Here is a 15,295-nt window from a genome sequence, read left to right on the forward strand (position 1 = left end):
CGGCTCGCGGCCTCAGGCGTAGACGGCGTCGTGGAACGCGATCTCCGCGTCGAGCATCCCGGTGAACCAGCGTTCGAGCCGTTCGTCCGGGACGGTCTCGGGCAGCCCGTCGACCTCGCGGGCGAGCGCGTCCACGCCCGCGCGGAACGCCTCGTCGGCGTGCAGCGCGACCCAGTCGGCGATCGGCCCCGGCCGGACGCGGCCCTCCCGGTGGGCGCGCGAGCACCAGGTGAGGTAGAGCGTCTCGGCGGCGAACAGCACCGTCATGACCGCCGGGTAGCCGCCCTCGCGGGCGGCGTCCAGCGCGTACCGCGACAGCCCGCCCGCGCCGCGCGCCGCGTCCCGGTCCAGCCGGGCCGGGACGGGCCACGCGGCGCGCGCGGCCTCGAAGTAGTCCGCCTGCCCCGTGACCAGGGCGTACGCGGCGCGCGCGTTGCGGCCGATGGCCGTCCAGCCGGGGGCGTCCCAGGCGGCGAGGCCGTGCAGCCGCGCCGCCGTCTCCACGAACGCCGCCTCGATCTCCAGGTAGTCGGCGTACGCGGCGTCCCCGACCGTGCCGTCCGCCACCTCGCGGACGAACCGCATCTCCAGCGCGCGGTCCAGGGCGGGCGCGCACGCGTCGAGCAGCCGCCGCGACCGGGTCATCCCGCCAGCCACTCGACGAGGCCGCCGAACACCTCGGCGTAGCCGTCCCACTCCTCGCAGAACGGCTCGGGCGCCCAGTGCGGCGAGCAGTCGGAGGTGAACACCGCCGACCGGCCCGAGCCGTACGCGCCGACGGCCACGAGCGGGTCGGCGTTGAGGGTGGCGAGGACCTCCGCGCCCGCGCGGGGGCGGACGCGGTTGTAGCCGAGCAGGTGCGGCCACGCGCCGTCCACGCCGCCGAGCGCCGGGTGCGCCGCGTCCGCGACCTCCGCGCGGGCCCCGGCGGGCAGTTCGACCCGGTCGTCCTCGGGCAGCAGCTCGACCGGCAGCACCTCGTGCAGCACGGTGTTGCGGAAGGCGGCCTTGGCCTCGAACCCGGTGAACGACAGGTACCCGCCGATCATCAGCAGGCCGCCGCCCTCGCCGACCCAGCCGCGCAGCGCTTCGAGGCGGTCGGCGCCGCGGCGGGCGCGCTCGAACACCTCGGGCGCGAGCTGGAGCGAGTTGGCCCCGATGTCGGACAGCACGACCACGTCGTACTCGGCGAGCGCGGCGGCGTCGCCGGGGAACTGCGCGGGCGCCAGGTGCGCGGGCAGGTGCGTCACCTGGTGGCCCCGCCCCTCCAGGGCGCGCCGCAGCGGCTCCACTCCGACGACGTACGAGCTGGTGGTGAACGAGTCCACCCCCTTGATGTGGGTGGACTGGGTGACCCAGCTCTCGCCGGCGATCAGGACGCGGCTCACTTGTCTCATTCCCTTCGGAAGGTCGGTCAGGTCAGGACGCCGCGGAGGCGGCGCGTTCGAAAAGGCGGGCGGGGTTGCCGCGCAGCAGGTCCCGGGCCGTCTCGGGCGGGACGCCCTCGTCGACGAGCCGCCCGGTGAACAGCTCGGGCACGTACCGGAACCCGTTGCCGCCGTACGCGGTCAGCATGCTCTTGAGGAACACGTCGTGGCTGAGCAGCAGCCGGTCGCCGTGCCCGCGCGCGACGAGCCCGGCGACGGCGCGGGCGGTCTCGTGCGGCGCCGGGGACTGGCCCTCGCCGGGATACCGGAACGGCATCCCGACCATGTCGAACTCCAGCCAGACGCCGCGTCCGGCGACGGCGTCCTGGTAGTCCGGGTCGTCGTGCGAGGGGTCCATGTGGCACAGCACCACCGCGCCCGGCGGCACCCCGTACCCGTCCAGGACGATGTCGAGGACCTCGTGGGCGCGCCGCTGCCAGCCGGGCAGGTGCACGTACAGCGGGACGCCGGTCTCGCGCTGCGCGCGGGCGGCGGCGCGCAGCGCGGTGCGCTCGGCGGGCGTGAAGTCCGGCGAGACGCCGATCTCCCCGATGACGCCGGGCCGGACGCCGGTGCCGTCCGCGCCGCGGGCGAACTCGGCGACCAGCTCGTCCGCGAGCCGCCGCTCCCCCGCGTCCGCCAGGTGCGCCGGATGGAACCGTTCGAGGTACCAGCCGGAGCCCATGACGATCCGCAGGCCGCTGCGCTCGGCGAACGAGACCAGCGCGAGCGGGTCGCGGCCGAGGCCGCCGGGGGTGACGTCCACGACCGTGCCGCCCCCGGCCGCCGCGAACGCCTTCAGGTCCGCGAGCATCGCGTCCGCGTCGTCCAGGACGCAGTGGTCCAGGCAGTCGTACGGCCGTTCGCGCAGCAGCCAGGCCAGCTCGGGCGTCACCCGCGCGTCCCGCAGCCGGCGCAGCTCCGGGTCGCCGTGGTCACCGGGCTCGCCGACGGCGGCCCGCACGTCGTTGCGCAGGTGCTCGTGGGTGAGGGTCAGCCCGAGGTCCGAGGCGTCCACCGGCCCGGTCACCGTCGTGACGGCCGTCCCGGCGGCCCCGCTCACGGTCTGCGCACCAGGTGCGTGAACACGTCCGCGAGGCTCCGGCCGCGCAGGTTGATCCAGATCGCGGCGAGCAGCACGCCCCCGGTCACGATCGGGGTGAGGAACGGGCTGACGCCGAGCAGCGTCAGGCCGTTGGCGATCAGTCCGGTGATCAGCGCGCCGATGACCGTGCCGACCATCGTGCCGCGCCCGCCGAACAGGTTGGTGCCGCCGAGCACGACCGCGGCGATCACCGTCAGCTCGAAGCCCTGCCCGGAGTTGGCCGAGCCGGACCCGAGCCGCGCGGCGGTGAGCAGCCCCGCGGCGCCCGCCGCGAGCCCCGCCAGCATCAGCGTGATCATCTTGATCCGGTCGGTGTTGACGCCCGCGCGCCGCACCGACTCCTCCTGCGACCCGATGCCGTTGACGTAGCTGCCGAACCGCATCTTGGCCAGCAGGACCGCCGCGACGACCACCACGGCCACCGCGATCCACGCCAGCGCCGAGAAGCCGAGGAACTTCGCCTCGCCGATCCTGGCGACGAACAGCCGCCGGTCGATCGGCACCGAGAAGCCCTGCGTCCAGAGCTGGGCGAGGCCGCGGATCACCGACATCGTCGCGAGCGTGACGATGAACGGCGGGATCTTCTGGTACGCGGCGAACCAGCCGTTCACCGCGCCCCAGAGCAGCCCCGCGAGCAGCCCGGCGACGATCACGACGGACGAGTCCCAGCCCGCCTTGAGCATCTCGGCGGTGAGCGTGGCCACGAACGCCAGCGTCGAGCCGACCGACAGGTCGATCTGCCCGGTGGTGATCACGAACGTCATCGCCACCGCGACGATCAGCGTGATCGCCACCTGCGTCAGCAGGTTGGACAGGTTGGCGAAGGACAGGAAGTTGTCGGCGGCGATCCCGAAGACCAGGAACAGCGCGACGGTGACGCCGGCCATCGCGAGCGTCGCCTTGTTGGCGCGTTCCCACCGGTTCGGCGTCTCGGCCAGGACGGTGGGCGCGGCAGGTGCCTGGGCTGCCATGTCAGGCCGCCTCCTCGGTGTGTGCGGTGGTTCCGCGCGGCCCGTTCACGCCGCCTCCTCCGCGTTGGAACGGGTGATCATGGCGACGAGCGTCTCGATGTCCAGGTCGGCGACCGCGCGGTCCTCGACGCTGCGGCCCTCGTACATGACCGTGATGCGGTCGCAGACCTCGAACAGGTCCTGGAGCCGGTGGGTGATCAGGATGACCCCGACGCCCTGGGCGGCGACGTCGCGGATCATCTTGAGCACCTGCCGGACCTCGGCGACGGCGAGCGCGGCGGTCGGCTCGTCCAGGATCAGCACCCGCGGCTGGAACGACACGGCGCGCGCGATCGCGACCGCCTGCCGCTGCCCGCCGGACAGCTGCCCGATCTCCTGGTAGGTGGACTTCACCCGGACGTGCAGCTCCGACAGCGTCTGCGCGGCCCTGTGGTGCATCGCCTTGCGGTCGATGAACGGGCCCTTGCGCGGCTCGCGGCCGAGGAACAGGTTGCTCGCGACGTCGAGCGTGTCGCAGAGCGCGAGGTCCTGGTAGACGATGCCGATCCGTTCGCGCCGCGCGTCGGCGGGGCTGGCGAACCGCACGTCGCGGCCGTCGATCGTGATCTGGCCCGTGTCGTGCTGGATGGCGCCCGCGAGGACCTTCATGAGGGTCGACTTCCCGGCGCCGTTGTCGCCGACGAGGCCGAGCACCTCGCCGGGCGCGAGGGTGAGGTCGACGCCCTGTAGCGAGCGGACGGCGCCGAAGGACTTGGTGATCCCGGTCAGGGTGACCAGCGACTGATCGCTCATCACTTCTCCAGGTAGTAGAGGTAGTTCTTGACGTTGGCGGGGGTCACGATCTGGGTCGGGACGGGCACGTCCTTCGGCGCGGACCGGCCGCAGGCGTGGTCGAGGGCGGCGTTCATCGCCTCGTAGCCGAACTGGAAGGTGTTCTGCTGGACGACGCCGACGATCCAGCCGGCCTTCAGCCCGTCCACCGCCTGCGAGGACAGGTCCCAGCCGACGACCTTGAGGTCCTTGGTGCGCTGCTGGCTGACCACCGCGGCGGCGAGGCCGATCAGCGCGGGCTCCCCCGTCGCGTAGGCGTAGGGCAGGTCCGGGTTGCCGGTGAGCAGGTTCTCGGCGGCGGTCTGGGCGTTCTCCTGGATGTTGCGGCCGTCCACCACGTTCTTGATCTTCATGCCCTTGGCGGTGACCTCGTCGGTGAAGCCCTTCTGGCGCTCGTTCTGGATGGTGCTGTTGAGCGCGCCGACCACCCCGATGTCGCCCTTGCCGCCGGTCAGCTTGGTCAGCGCGTCGCCGAGCAGCTTGCCGCCCTGCGCGTTGGCGGTGCCGACCTGCGTGGCGACCGCCGGGTCGTCCACGGTGGCGTCCACCGCGACGACCGGGACCCCGGCCGCCTTCGCGCGGCGGACCGCGGGCTTGATGCCCTCGGTGTCCACCGCGTCCACGATGATCGCGTCGTAGTGGTTGGCGACCAGGTCGTCGATCGCGTTGGCCTGCGTCTGGGAGTCGTCGTTGCCGTTGACGACCTGCACCTGGGCGCCGGTCTTGGCGGCGACCGTCTTGGCGCCGGTGTTGATCTGGTTGAAGAACAGCGCCTGGAGGTTGATCGGAACGATCCCGATCTTCGGCGCCCGGCCCTGCACCTTGCACGGCTGGGCGACCTTCTGGGGCGGCGGCGGCCCCTGCTCGGTCGCCTTCTTCTCCGCGTCGATCTCGCGCCGGGCCGCCACGTCGCACGCGGCCGTCGTGCTCAGCAGGACGCCGAGCGCGGCCACGGCCGTCACCGTTCGTCGCATCGTTACTCCTCTCCTTCGGAGCGGGTGAGCAGGTGTGGCGCTTTCGCGTCGATGTAGGCCGCGACGTCCGCGCGGCGGGGCATCCCGTCGCGCGCGCCGGGCCGGGTGCAGGACAGCCCGGCGGCGACGGCGGCGAACCGGGCGGCGTCCAGCGGCGCCGCGCCGCGGTCGAGCTCGGCGCAGTAGGTGCCGGCGAAGCAGTCGCCCGCGCCCGTCGCGTCCACGGCCTCGACCGTGATCGCGGCGCCGTCGTGCCGCGTCCCGTCCGGCGCGAGCAGCGTCCAGCCGCGGGCGCCGTCGGTGACGACCAGGTGGACCCCGTACCGGGCGGCCGCCGCGGCGAGCGCCTCGTCGCCGCCGAGCGCGGCGGTCGCCTGCGCGCGGCCGACGACCGCGTGGTCGGCGGCGGCGAGGGCCGCGCGCATCGCGTCCGCGCCGTCCGCGCCATCGAGGTCGACGACCACGCCGGTGCGCCCGCCGCCGGGGACCCCCGGGCCGCGGAGGCCGTCCAGCAGCCGGGCGGCCTCGGGGAAACGATATCCGTCCAGGTAGAGCCAGTCCGCGCCCGCCGCGCGGGCGGTGCGGGCGAGCGCCTCGATGTGCGCGCCGTCCACCTCGTCGTCCTGGCTGATGATCGACCGCTCGCCGTCCGGCGTCAGCAGGACGACGGCGGTGGTGAGCGTGCCGGTGCGCGCCGTCCAGGCCGTGTCGACCCCGTCGGCGGCGAGAGTCTGCAGGAACGCCGTGCTCAGCGGGTCGGAGCCGACGACGCCGGCGAACCGGGAGTCGGCGCCCATCCGGGCGGCGGCGACCGACGCGTTGGCGGCCATCCCGCCCTCGCCGCGCCGGACCGCGGTGGCCTGCACGCGGGCGCCGGGGCCGGGCAGCTCCGGGACGCTCACGGTCAGGTCGCCGTTGGCGTAGCCACAGAAGACGATCACGGCAGGACCACGCCGGCCTTCGCGGCCGCGGCGGTCAGCTCGCGGACCTTCGCGGCGTCGGCCCGGCCCCACCAGCGGCCGTTGTCCTTCACCGAGGACGCGACGATCACGCCGTCGCAGGCGGGCAGCAGGCCGCCGATGTTGGCGGCGGTGATGCCCGAGCCGATCACGACGGGCAGGGTGGTGTGCGCCGCGATGCCCTCGACCTCGTCCAGCGCGGCGGCGTCGCCGGTGCGCGAGCCGGTCGCGATCAGCACGTCGGCGCCGAAGAACTCGGCGTCCTCGGTCTGCTCGGCGAGGGTGCGGTCGGCGACGATCGCGTGCGAGCCGTGCTTGACGTGCACGTCGGCGAACACCTTCACCGGGTCCGCGCCGATCCGGCTGCGGTAGCGGGTCGCGTGCGCCGACTGGCCCTCGATGATCCCCTCGTTCGCCACGTACGCGTTGGCCCACTGGTTGACGCGGACGAACCCGGCGCCGCCGCCCCACGCCGACGCGATCGAGCACTCGGCGGCGTTCGACAGGACGCTCACGCCGAGCCGCCCGCCGGTCGCGTGCCGGACCCGGTCGGTGACCACGGCCATCGCGGCGGAGGTCTCGTAGCCGTGCTCGCCGGGCTTGAGGAACGGGATGTCCCAGTGGTTCTCCACGATCAGCCCGTGGACGCCGCCCTCCAGGTACGCCTTCGCCTCCTCGATCGCGAACGTCGCGATCTCGTCCAGCGGGACGCCCTCGTAGTGCGGGCTGCCGGGCAGCGGCGGCAGGTGCACGACCCCGATGACGACCTTGGCGGTCCCGAACAGCTCCTCGATCGCGTTCGGCTTCGGCGGGAACACGCCCAGCGTCATGTCGTCTCCTGTGTAATCGATTGCAGTGAAATTTGAATGGACTGTAGGTATATATCCGCAGGTAGTCAAGGGCCTATACTCGGCAAAGTGCTGGACGTACCGTGACAGGCCGGTTGTCGGCCCTTCAGAGAGGTAAACGATTGCAGCGGGTCACCATCGCCCAGGTCGCCGCGCGGGCCGGGGTGTCCACCGCGACGGTGTCGCGCGTGCTGTCCGGGCGCGGCCCGGTGTCGGCCGAGGTCCGGCGCAGGGTCAGGCGCGCCGCGGACGACCTCGGCTACCAGGTCAACCACGCCGCGCGGGCCCTGCGCAACAGCCGCACCGACACCGTCGGGATGGTGGTCCCGAGCATCACCAACCCGTTCTTCACCTCGCTGGTGGAGAACGTCGAGCACGCCCTCGGCCGCGAGGGCAAGGAGCTGTTCCTCTGCGACGCCCGGTCCGATCCGGAGGTGGAGGCGCGGCGGCTCGCCTCCCTCGTCGCCCGCAACGTGGACGGGATCATCGTCAGCCCGAGCCACGGCACCGACAGCGGCCCGGCCGTGCAGGCCACCGCGGACCGGCTGCCGCTCGTCCAGCTCGACCGGTTCGTCGGCGGCACCAACACCGACTGGGTGGGCGTGGACGACGTCGCGGCGATGCGGCAGGTCGTCGACCACCTGCACGCGGGCGGCGCGCGGTCGGCCGCGTTCGTCGGCTCCCACCTCACCAACTCCTCGACCGAGCAGCGGTTCGCCGGGTTCCGGCGCCGCGCCGAGGAGCTCGGCGTGGCCCACGACCCCGCCCACGTCCTGCTCGGCGACTACAGCGTGGACTGGGGCGAGACGGCCGCGGCCCGGCTGATCGAGGGCGGCGGCCTGCCGGACGCGATCGTCTGCGCGGACGACCTGATCGCGCTCGGCGTCACCCGGGCCTGCCGCGCGCACGGCGTGCCCGTTCCGGACCGGGTGCAGGTCACCGGGTTCGACAACATCGAGTTCGCGCGGCTGGGCGAGCCCGCGCTGACCACCATCGACCAGCCCTGCGCCCGGATCGCCGCCGAGGCGGTGCGGCTGCTGGCCGCCGCCGGCGCGCGCGGCGACGGCGAGCGGGGGGCGTCCGCCCACATCGCGCTGGTGCCCGAGCTGGTCGTCCGCGACAGCACCCGGGCCCCGGCCACCACCGGCTGAACGGGAGGAACCCCATGGAACGGGCACTCGACCTGGCACAGCGCCTCGTCCGGACCGACACGCGCGGCGGCGGGGAGCGCCCCGCCGCCGACCTGGTCGCCGACGTCCTCGACGGCGCCGGCTTCCGCGTCGCGATCCACGAGCCGGTGCCCGGCCGCGCCAACGTCGTCGCGTACCGCGGCCCGGACGGCGGGCGGGTGCCCGTCACGTTCACCGGGCACCTGGACACCGTCCCCGCCGACCCGTCCGGCTGGTCGTTCGACCCGCTCTGCGGCGACATCCGCGACGGCCTGCTGCTCGGGCGCGGCGGCAGCGACATGAAGGCGGGCGTCGCCGCGCAGGTGGACGCCGCGCTGCGGGCCGTCCGCGAACGGCCCGCGACCCCGGTGCAGCTCGTCTTCACGTTCGGCGAGGAGACCGGCTGCGACGGCGCGGCGCTCCTGGACGGCGCCGCGCTCCGCCCCACCGACCTGCTGATCGTCGCCGAGCCGACCGCCGGGCGGACCGTCCTCGGCCACAAGGGCACGCTGTGGCTCAGCCTGACGGCGCGCGGGGTGTCCGCGCACGGCTCCCGGCCCGAGCTCGGCCGCAGCGCGCTCGCCGAGCTCGCCGCCGCCGCGCTGCGGGTGCACGGCCACGACGGCTGGCCGGTCAGCCCCACCCACGGCCCGGCGACGGTCAACATCGGGACGTTCCGTTCCGGCGTCCAGCCGAACCTGGTCCCCGACCGCGCCGAGATGCGGGTCGACGTCCGCACCGTCCCGGGCTTCGGCTCCGACGAGGCCGCCGCCGAGATCCTCCGGCTCTGCGGACCCGGCGTCGAGGCCGAACGGATCGTGGACCTGCCGGGCGTGGCCACCGACCCCGCGGCGCCGGGCGTCGCGGAGGCCATGGAGCTGCTGGAGCCGGGCTCGACGCGCCGGCCGCCCGAGTACGCCACCTACTTCACCGACGCCAGCGTCCTGACCGCCAAGCTCGGCGATCCCGCTGTAATCGTTTACGGTCCCGGGGACCCGGCGCAGGCCCACGTCACCGACGAGACCTGCGAGGCGGCGGCCATCGGCCGTACGGCCGACGCCCTCACCGCCCTCCTCCTCCGCTGACCCCCCGCCACCCACGCCCATCCGCCCCACCCGCCCCGCACCGCCGGGCCTACGCACGCCGGACCGCGCCGCCAGGACCGCGCACACCGGACCACGCCGCCGGGCGGCCGAGCCTGCGCACGCCAGATCGCGCATGCCAGGCCGCGCACGCCGGACCACGCACGCCAGATCACGCACGCCAGACCACGAACGCCAGACCACGCCGCCAGGACCGCACACGCCGGGCCACGCACGCCGGGCCACGCCGCCGGGACCGCACCCCCCGGATCGCGCCGCCCGACCGCGCACGCCGGGCCGTGGGGCGCGTTCGCGGTGGGGGCTCGTGTGGCGGGGCGGGGCGGCGCGGGTCGGCGGGGGCGGGCGGGTGGTCAGGACACGGGGGCGGGCTCCTTCGCCCGGTGGTGGGCCAGGATGCTGTCGAGGATCTCGCCGGCCCTGACCGCGCCGTTGGACAGCAGCGACGACGTGATGCCGTGGCTGTGCTCCGTCCCGCCCTGGAGGTAGATGCCGGCGGTCACCGCCGGGTCCGTCCGCACCCGGTAGTCGCGGTCCACCCGCGCCCGGTCCCGGTCGTCGCGCTCGACCAGGGCGGCGACGGGGCCGAGGAGTCCGAGCGCGTCGAACGGGCGGTAGCCGGTGGCGCACACGACGATGTCGGAGTCCAGGACGGTCCGCTCGCCGGTCGGCAGGAACTCGTAGGTCGTGCGGGCCCCGCCCGGGACCTCCCGGACGTCGATCACCTCGCAGGCGTTCAGCATCCGCAGCCGCTCGCGGCCCTGCACCTTCTCCTCGTACGCCCGCCGGTACAGCTCCTCGATGAGGTCGAGGTCGACGACCGAGTAGTTCGTCCCCCGGTGGTAGTCGAACAGCCGCCGCTTGACCTGCTCGGGCGCGCCGTGGAACAGGTCCACCGCCTCCGGGTCGAAGATCCGGTTGGCGAACGGGCTGTCGTCGGCGGGGCTGTAGCCGTAGCGGGCGAACACCGAGCACACCTCGGCGTCCGGCCGGGTGCGGTGCAGGTACTCGGTGACCTCGGCGGCGCTCTGCCCCGCGCCGATCACGGTCCAGCGCTTCGGCTCGGGGCCGGCGTACGCGGCGAGCCTGGTCATCAGCCGCTGGTTGTGCCAGACCCGCTCGGACTCCTCGACGCCGGGCGGCATGCACGGCTGGAGCCCGCCGCTGATCACCAGGTTCCGCGCCCGCACCGTCACCGGGTTCCCCGCCGCGTCCCGCACGGTCACGTCGAACGCGGTCGTCTCGCCGCCGGCGGACCCGGCGTTTTCGACCGGCTCGACGGACACCGCCTCCGCGTCGTACCGGACGAGGTGGTCGAGGCGGGCCGCGGCCCACGAGAAGTAGTCGTGAAACTCGACGCGCGTCGGGAAGAACGTCTTGTGGTTGATGAAGTCGACCAGGCGCCCCCGGTCGGCGAGGTAGGCGAGGAACGAGAAGTCGCTGGTCGGGTCGCGCATCGTGACCAGGTCCTTGAGGAACGACACCTGCATGGTCGCGCCGTCGATGAGCATCCCGCGGTGCCAGCCGAAGGTCGGCTGCCGCTCGACGAACAGGGCGGTCAGGCGCTCCTCGCGGACGGACCGCGCGTTGTGGTCCTCCAGGGCGATCGCGAGGGCGAGGTTGGCGGGGCCGAAGCCCACGCCGACGAAATCGTACGGTCGGTCTCCCGGCTGGGACACGGACCCTCCTAGGGTCGTTGGCTCGTCGGTTGGTGAAATGGGGCGGTACGGCACGGGGCTACGCGGTTCCCGCGGCGGAGGCGCGCTCGCGCTCAGCGAGCTCCTCCTTGCCGGCGGCGTAGTAGTCCTTGTCCCGGTCGTTGTCGTGCTCGTCGTGGTAGGCGGTCTCGGTCATGCCGTGCTTCCAGTAGCCGATCGCCAGGAAGCCGCGGCGGTGCAGGCCCCGGTCGTCGCGGACGTACGTGCGGATCGCGCGGACGGCCGACGACTCCCCGGCGATCCACGCGAACACCGACTCCCCGCCGTCCGGCCACGGCACGTCCAGCACGGCGTCGCACAGCAGCGTGGTCGTGCCCGCCTCGGCGCCGCGCCGGAACAGCCAGGTCAGCTCCACGCCGGGCGGCGGCTTGAGGTCCTGCGCCTCGTCCGGGCCGGGGACCTCCACCAGGACGTGGCCGCGCGCGTCGTCCGGCAGCCCCTCGACGATCTTGGCGATGGCGGGCAGCGCGGTGTGGTCGCCCGCGACCAGGTACCGGTCGGCGCGGCCGATCTCGCGCCCGCCGGGCCCGGCGACGCCCAGCACGTCCCCGGGCCGCGCGGCGGCGGCCCAGCGGGACGCGGGCCCGTGGTCGCCGTGCAGCACGAAGTCGACGTCGAGCTCACCGGCGTCCGGGTCGTACCGGCGGGCGGTGTAGGTGCGCATCACCGGGCGGCGGCCGGCGGGCGGCCAGACCTTGCGGCCGTCCGGCCCGAGCACCGGCCACTGCGGGTCGGGGTCGCCCGGCGGCGGGACGAGGATCTTGATGTTGGGCCCGGTGCCGAAGCCCTCCAGCTCCGGTCCGCCCAGCGTGATCCGCCGCATCAGCGGGGTGATCCGCTCGGCCCGCAGCACCGTCAGGACCCGGAGTCCGGGCAGCCGTACGGGGGCCTCGTTCTGCGCCGACAATGGAACGCCTCCTCGTGGTGTTCGCCTTCATGGGGTCTGGATTGTTCTGGACTGATCTGGATGGTCCTGGTGGGACGGGACGGTGGTCAGGAGCGCTCGGCCGCCGCGGCGGCGGGCACGGCGGGCGCCGGGCGCGCGACCGCGATGAGCCGGAACGCGAAGAACGCGGCGACGAGCGCGCAGCCCGCCGCGGCGGCCATCGCGGCGCGGTACGGGACGAGGCCGCCGCCCGACTGCGCGGCGGCGAGCACGCCCGCGGCCATCGACACGCCGAGCGCCGACGCGAGCTGCCGCTGCGCGTTGTAGAGGGTGGACGCCGCGGCGGTCGCGGCCGTCCCGATCGTGGCGAACGCGGTGACCTGGAGCTGGATGGACGACTGCCCGACGCAGAAGCCCATCACCAGGTGCAGCGCGCCGACCGCCCACAGCGGCGTGCCCGCGCCGATGAGGTCGGTCCCGGCGATGGTCGCGGCGGCGCCGAGCATGCAGCCGGTGACGACGCGTCCGGGGCCAAACCGGTCGCGGAGCCGCCCGGCGACCTGCGAGGCGCACATCAGCCCGACCGCCTTCGGGAAGACCGCGAGGCCCGCGTGCGACGGCGAGGCCCCGAGCCCCTGCTGGAACAGCAGCGTGAACGCGTACCCGGCGGCCATGAACCCCGCGACGAGGAACACCATCGACGCCCCGGCCGTGCGGAACGCCGCGTCCCGGAACACGCCGAGGTCGACGAGCGGCTGCGCGACGCGCCGTTCGACGCCGACGAACGCGGCGATCAGCGCGGCGCCGAGCGCGCCGAGGCAGAGCGGGGCGGGCCACCAGCCGTGCGTGGCGCCCGCGTTCAGCGCGTACATCAGCAGGCCCGCGCCGGGCGTGATGAGCAGGAAGCCGCACAGGTCGAAGCGGCGCCCGCGGTGCCCGGTGCCCGCCGACAGCGCGAGCGCGCCCGCGACCAGCGCCGCCGCGCCGACCGGGACGTTGATCGCGAAGCCCCACCGCCACGACAGGTGCTCGACCAGGAACCCGCCGGCGACCGGGCCGAGCGTCGGCGCGAGAGCGCCGGGCAGGACGATCGCGCGGGCGAGCCGGATGCGGTCCTCGGGCGGGTAGGCGAGGTAGAGCAGGGTGAGGCCGACCGGCGCGAGCACGCCGCCCGCCGCGCCCTGGAGCACGCGGGACGCGACGAGCACGTGCAGGTCCCCGGCGACGCCGCACAGCACCGACGCGCAGGTGAACGCGGTGAGCGCGGTGAGGAAGACGCGCTTGGCGCCGAACCGGTCGCTCAGCCATCCCGACAGCGGGATGCACACCGCCACGCTGACCAGGTACGCGACGTCCACGGCGCCGGTCGCGGCGGGCGCGACGCCGAAGTCGCGGGCGATGGCGGGCAGGGCCAGGTTCACGATGGTGGTGTCCATGCCGACCATGAACACCACGGTCACGTACACCACGCACACCATGAACCGGCCGCGCGGCGCGGCGGCGGGTCCGTCCGCCGCCGCGCTCCCGGTCGGGCCGCCGCTCACCGGCGGCCCTCGGGCCCGGCGGCGTGCGGGACGCCGCCGGGCGGTCCGGCGGCCCGCGGCCCGTCAGCGCTCGACCCGGCGGCGCGCGGTCCGGTGGCGGCGCGCGGTGCGGCGGCGGGCGGTGCGGCGGCGGGCGGTGCGGCGGCGCCGCGGAGGCGGGCGCCGACGATCGCGCCGATCTCGGCGATCGGGCCGGGCTGCGTCATGTCCTTGTGCGCGCAGTCCAGGTCGTGGTTGTCGACCGCGCCGCCGACGTACGGCTCCCAGAGGCGGTACGTGGGCGGCGTCGCGCCGGGCCCGAGCGCGGCCGGGTCGAGCGCGGCGGTGAAGAACAGCAGGTCGCCGTCGTACCGGCCGAACGCGGCGTCCTTCTCCAGCCGGGCGCTGACCGCGAAGTTGTCGATCATCGCGGCGGGGGTGAAGTCCTTCAGGTTGGCGAGGGCGCTGCCCTCGGCCCGCAGGATCTCCATGACCCGCTCGCGCGTGACCGGCTCCCCGCCGTCCGCGCCCATGTCGTGCCCGACCATGTAGAGCAGGGCGCGCAGGGCGTCCTCCTCGCTCGGCAGCCGGTCCCACACGCCGCTCGGGTACGAGTCGAGCATCACGACCAGCTCGACCTTCTCGCCCTGCTCCTGGAGCGCGACCGCCACGTGGTGGGCGATGACGCCGCCGAACGACCAGCCGAGCAGGGCGTACGGGCCGTGCGGGCGGGCCTTGCGCATCTCGGCGATGTACTCGGCCGCCATCTCCTCCAGGGTGTCCGCCGGGGCGACGCGGCGCGCGAGGTTGCGGGCCTGCACGCCGTAGATCGGCACGTCGTGGACGTGCTTCATCAGCCCGGAGAAGCACCACGCGATGCCGCCCGCCGGGTGGAAGCAGAACAGCGGCGTCCCCTCCCCGACGTCCGGAACGGCAGCAGGATCTCCAGCGCCTCGTCCTCGCCGCCGGTCTCCAGCCGCGCGGCCAGCTCCGCGGGGGTCGGCGCGGCGAAGATCGTCCCGACGCTGATCTCGGCGCCGAACTCGGCCTGGACGCGGCCGATCAGCCGGGCGGCGAGCAGCGAGTGCCCGCCGAGGTCGAAGAACGAGTCGTCGATGCCGACCCGCGGCACGCCGAGCACCTCGGCGTACAGCTCGCAGAGCATCTCCTCCTGCCGGTCGCGCGGGCCGCGGCCGGGCGACGCCGCGACCGGGCGGGCGCGGGCAGCGCCCTGCGGTCGATCTTGCCGTTCGGCGTGAGGGGCAGCGCGTCGAGGACGACGACCGCCGAGGGGACCATGTGGCCGGGCAGCTCGGCCGCCACCGCGCGCCGCAGCTCCCGCTCGATCGCGCCCGCCGCCTCTGCGCCCGCGCCGATGCCGGTGCCCGCGCCGGTGCCGGTGCCCGCACCGGTGCCGGCGTCGGCGCCGGTCCGCGCGCCCGGGACGGCGACGTACGCGACGAGGCGGGCGTCGCCGGGCCGGTCCTCGCGGACGACCACGGCGGCCTGCGCCACGCCGTCCCGCCGCGCCAGCACCGTCTCGATCTCCCCCGGCTCGATCCGGAACCCGCGCACCTTGACCTGGTCGTCGGCGCGCCCGGCGAAGTGCAGGACGCCCTCGGGGGTCCAGCGGGCGAGGTCGCCCGTCCGGTACATGCGGGAGCCGGCCGGCCCGTGCGGGTCGGCGACGAACCGTTCGGCGGTCTGGGCGGGGCGGCCGAGGTAGCCGCGCGCCAGCCCGTCCCGGCGAGGTACAGCTCGCCGACGACGCCGGGCGGTACGGG

At 74.7% G+C, this 15,295-nt stretch carries 16 protein-coding genes; 2 read left to right on the forward strand and 14 right to left on the reverse strand.

What is annotated here, in order from left to right; all coding sequences use genetic code 11:
- Positions 1-12 precede the first annotated feature (12 nt).
- From GEV43_RS43905 to GEV43_RS43940, 8 genes are read right to left on the reverse strand one after another with little or no spacing between them, the layout of a single operon-like run.
- Entirely contained in the window at positions 13-645 is a 633-nt protein-coding gene (locus GEV43_RS43905; RefSeq protein WP_160826543.1) for a TenA family protein, read from the reverse strand.
- Positions 642-1,388, reverse strand: a complete 747-nt coding sequence (locus GEV43_RS43910) for a glutamine amidotransferase (RefSeq protein ID WP_309240308.1) — start codon at positions 1,386-1,388, stop codon at positions 642-644. The genes GEV43_RS43905 and GEV43_RS43910 overlap by 4 nt, the downstream gene beginning before the upstream one ends.
- 31 nt (positions 1,389-1,419) lie before the next feature.
- Complete coding sequence (locus GEV43_RS43915) at positions 1,420-2,490, reverse strand: phosphotriesterase (protein ID WP_160826545.1); 1,071 nt, start codon at positions 2,488-2,490, stop codon at positions 1,420-1,422.
- Positions 2,487-3,503 (reverse strand): ABC transporter permease, encoded by a 1,017-nt coding sequence (locus GEV43_RS43920; RefSeq protein ID WP_160826546.1) that lies wholly within the window; start codon positions 3,501-3,503, stop codon positions 2,487-2,489. Before GEV43_RS43920 ends, GEV43_RS43915 begins: the two co-directional genes overlap by 4 nt.
- Before the next feature lie 45 nt (positions 3,504-3,548).
- Complete coding sequence (locus GEV43_RS43925) at positions 3,549-4,295, reverse strand: ATP-binding cassette domain-containing protein (RefSeq protein ID WP_160826547.1); 747 nt, start codon at positions 4,293-4,295, stop codon at positions 3,549-3,551.
- Entirely contained in the window at positions 4,295-5,308 is a 1,014-nt protein-coding gene (locus GEV43_RS43930) for a substrate-binding domain-containing protein (protein WP_160826548.1), read from the reverse strand. The genes GEV43_RS43925 and GEV43_RS43930 overlap by 1 nt, the downstream gene beginning before the upstream one ends.
- 2 nt (positions 5,309-5,310) lie before the next feature.
- Positions 5,311-6,249 carry a carbohydrate kinase family protein gene (locus tag GEV43_RS43935; RefSeq protein ID WP_160826549.1) on the reverse strand — a complete coding sequence of 313 codons (939 nt, stop codon included), beginning with the start codon at positions 6,247-6,249 and terminating at the stop codon, positions 5,311-5,313.
- Positions 6,246-7,097 (reverse strand): BtpA/SgcQ family protein, encoded by an 852-nt coding sequence (locus GEV43_RS43940; RefSeq protein ID WP_160826550.1) that lies wholly within the window; start codon positions 7,095-7,097, stop codon positions 6,246-6,248. Before GEV43_RS43940 ends, GEV43_RS43935 begins: the two co-directional genes overlap by 4 nt.
- Positions 7,098-7,237: 140 nt before the next feature.
- On the opposite strand from GEV43_RS43940, the gene GEV43_RS43945 reads away from it, so the two are divergent.
- Together GEV43_RS43945 and GEV43_RS43950 are read left to right on the forward strand one after the other, a co-directional pair.
- A complete protein-coding gene (locus GEV43_RS43945; protein ID WP_160826551.1) occupies positions 7,238-8,266 on the forward strand; it encodes a LacI family DNA-binding transcriptional regulator in 1,029 nt (342 codons plus the stop codon).
- Positions 8,267-8,280: 14 nt separating this feature from the next.
- Entirely contained in the window at positions 8,281-9,369 is a 1,089-nt protein-coding gene (locus GEV43_RS43950; protein WP_160826552.1) for a M20 family metallopeptidase, read from the forward strand.
- A 368-nt stretch (positions 9,370-9,737) separates the two neighbouring features.
- On the opposite strand, the gene GEV43_RS43955 is transcribed toward GEV43_RS43950, so the two are convergent.
- The 6 genes from GEV43_RS43955 to GEV43_RS52840 form a co-directional block, all read right to left on the reverse strand.
- Positions 9,738-11,063 (reverse strand): lysine N(6)-hydroxylase/L-ornithine N(5)-oxygenase family protein, encoded by a 1,326-nt coding sequence (locus GEV43_RS43955; RefSeq protein WP_160826553.1) that lies wholly within the window; start codon positions 11,061-11,063, stop codon positions 9,738-9,740.
- A 58-nt stretch (positions 11,064-11,121) separates the two neighbouring features.
- Positions 11,122-12,009, reverse strand: a complete 888-nt coding sequence (locus GEV43_RS43960; RefSeq protein ID WP_241684505.1) for a siderophore-interacting protein — start codon at positions 12,007-12,009, stop codon at positions 11,122-11,124.
- A gap of 86 nt (positions 12,010-12,095) precedes the next feature.
- A complete protein-coding gene (locus GEV43_RS43965) occupies positions 12,096-13,532 on the reverse strand; it encodes a DHA2 family efflux MFS transporter permease subunit (protein ID WP_206681692.1) in 1,437 nt (478 codons plus the stop codon).
- Entirely contained in the window at positions 13,529-14,365 is an 837-nt protein-coding gene (locus GEV43_RS52830) for a thioesterase domain-containing protein (protein WP_241684628.1), read from the reverse strand. Before GEV43_RS52830 ends, GEV43_RS43965 begins: the two co-directional genes overlap by 4 nt.
- The gene (locus tag GEV43_RS52835) at positions 14,365-14,676 is read right to left on the reverse strand and encodes a phosphopantetheine-binding protein (RefSeq protein WP_241684629.1); all 312 of its coding nucleotides are present in this window, start codon (positions 14,674-14,676) and stop codon (positions 14,365-14,367) included. Before GEV43_RS52835 ends, GEV43_RS52830 begins: the two co-directional genes overlap by 1 nt.
- Entirely contained in the window at positions 14,574-15,167 is a 594-nt protein-coding gene (locus GEV43_RS52840) for a hypothetical protein (RefSeq protein ID WP_375539157.1), read from the reverse strand. The genes GEV43_RS52835 and GEV43_RS52840 overlap by 103 nt, the downstream gene beginning before the upstream one ends.
- Positions 15,168-15,295 lie beyond the last annotated feature (128 nt).

This window comes from Actinomadura sp. J1-007 (assembly GCF_009793335.1).
Classification (GTDB): domain Bacteria; phylum Actinomycetota; class Actinomycetes; order Streptosporangiales; family Streptosporangiaceae; genus Spirillospora; species Spirillospora yumaensis.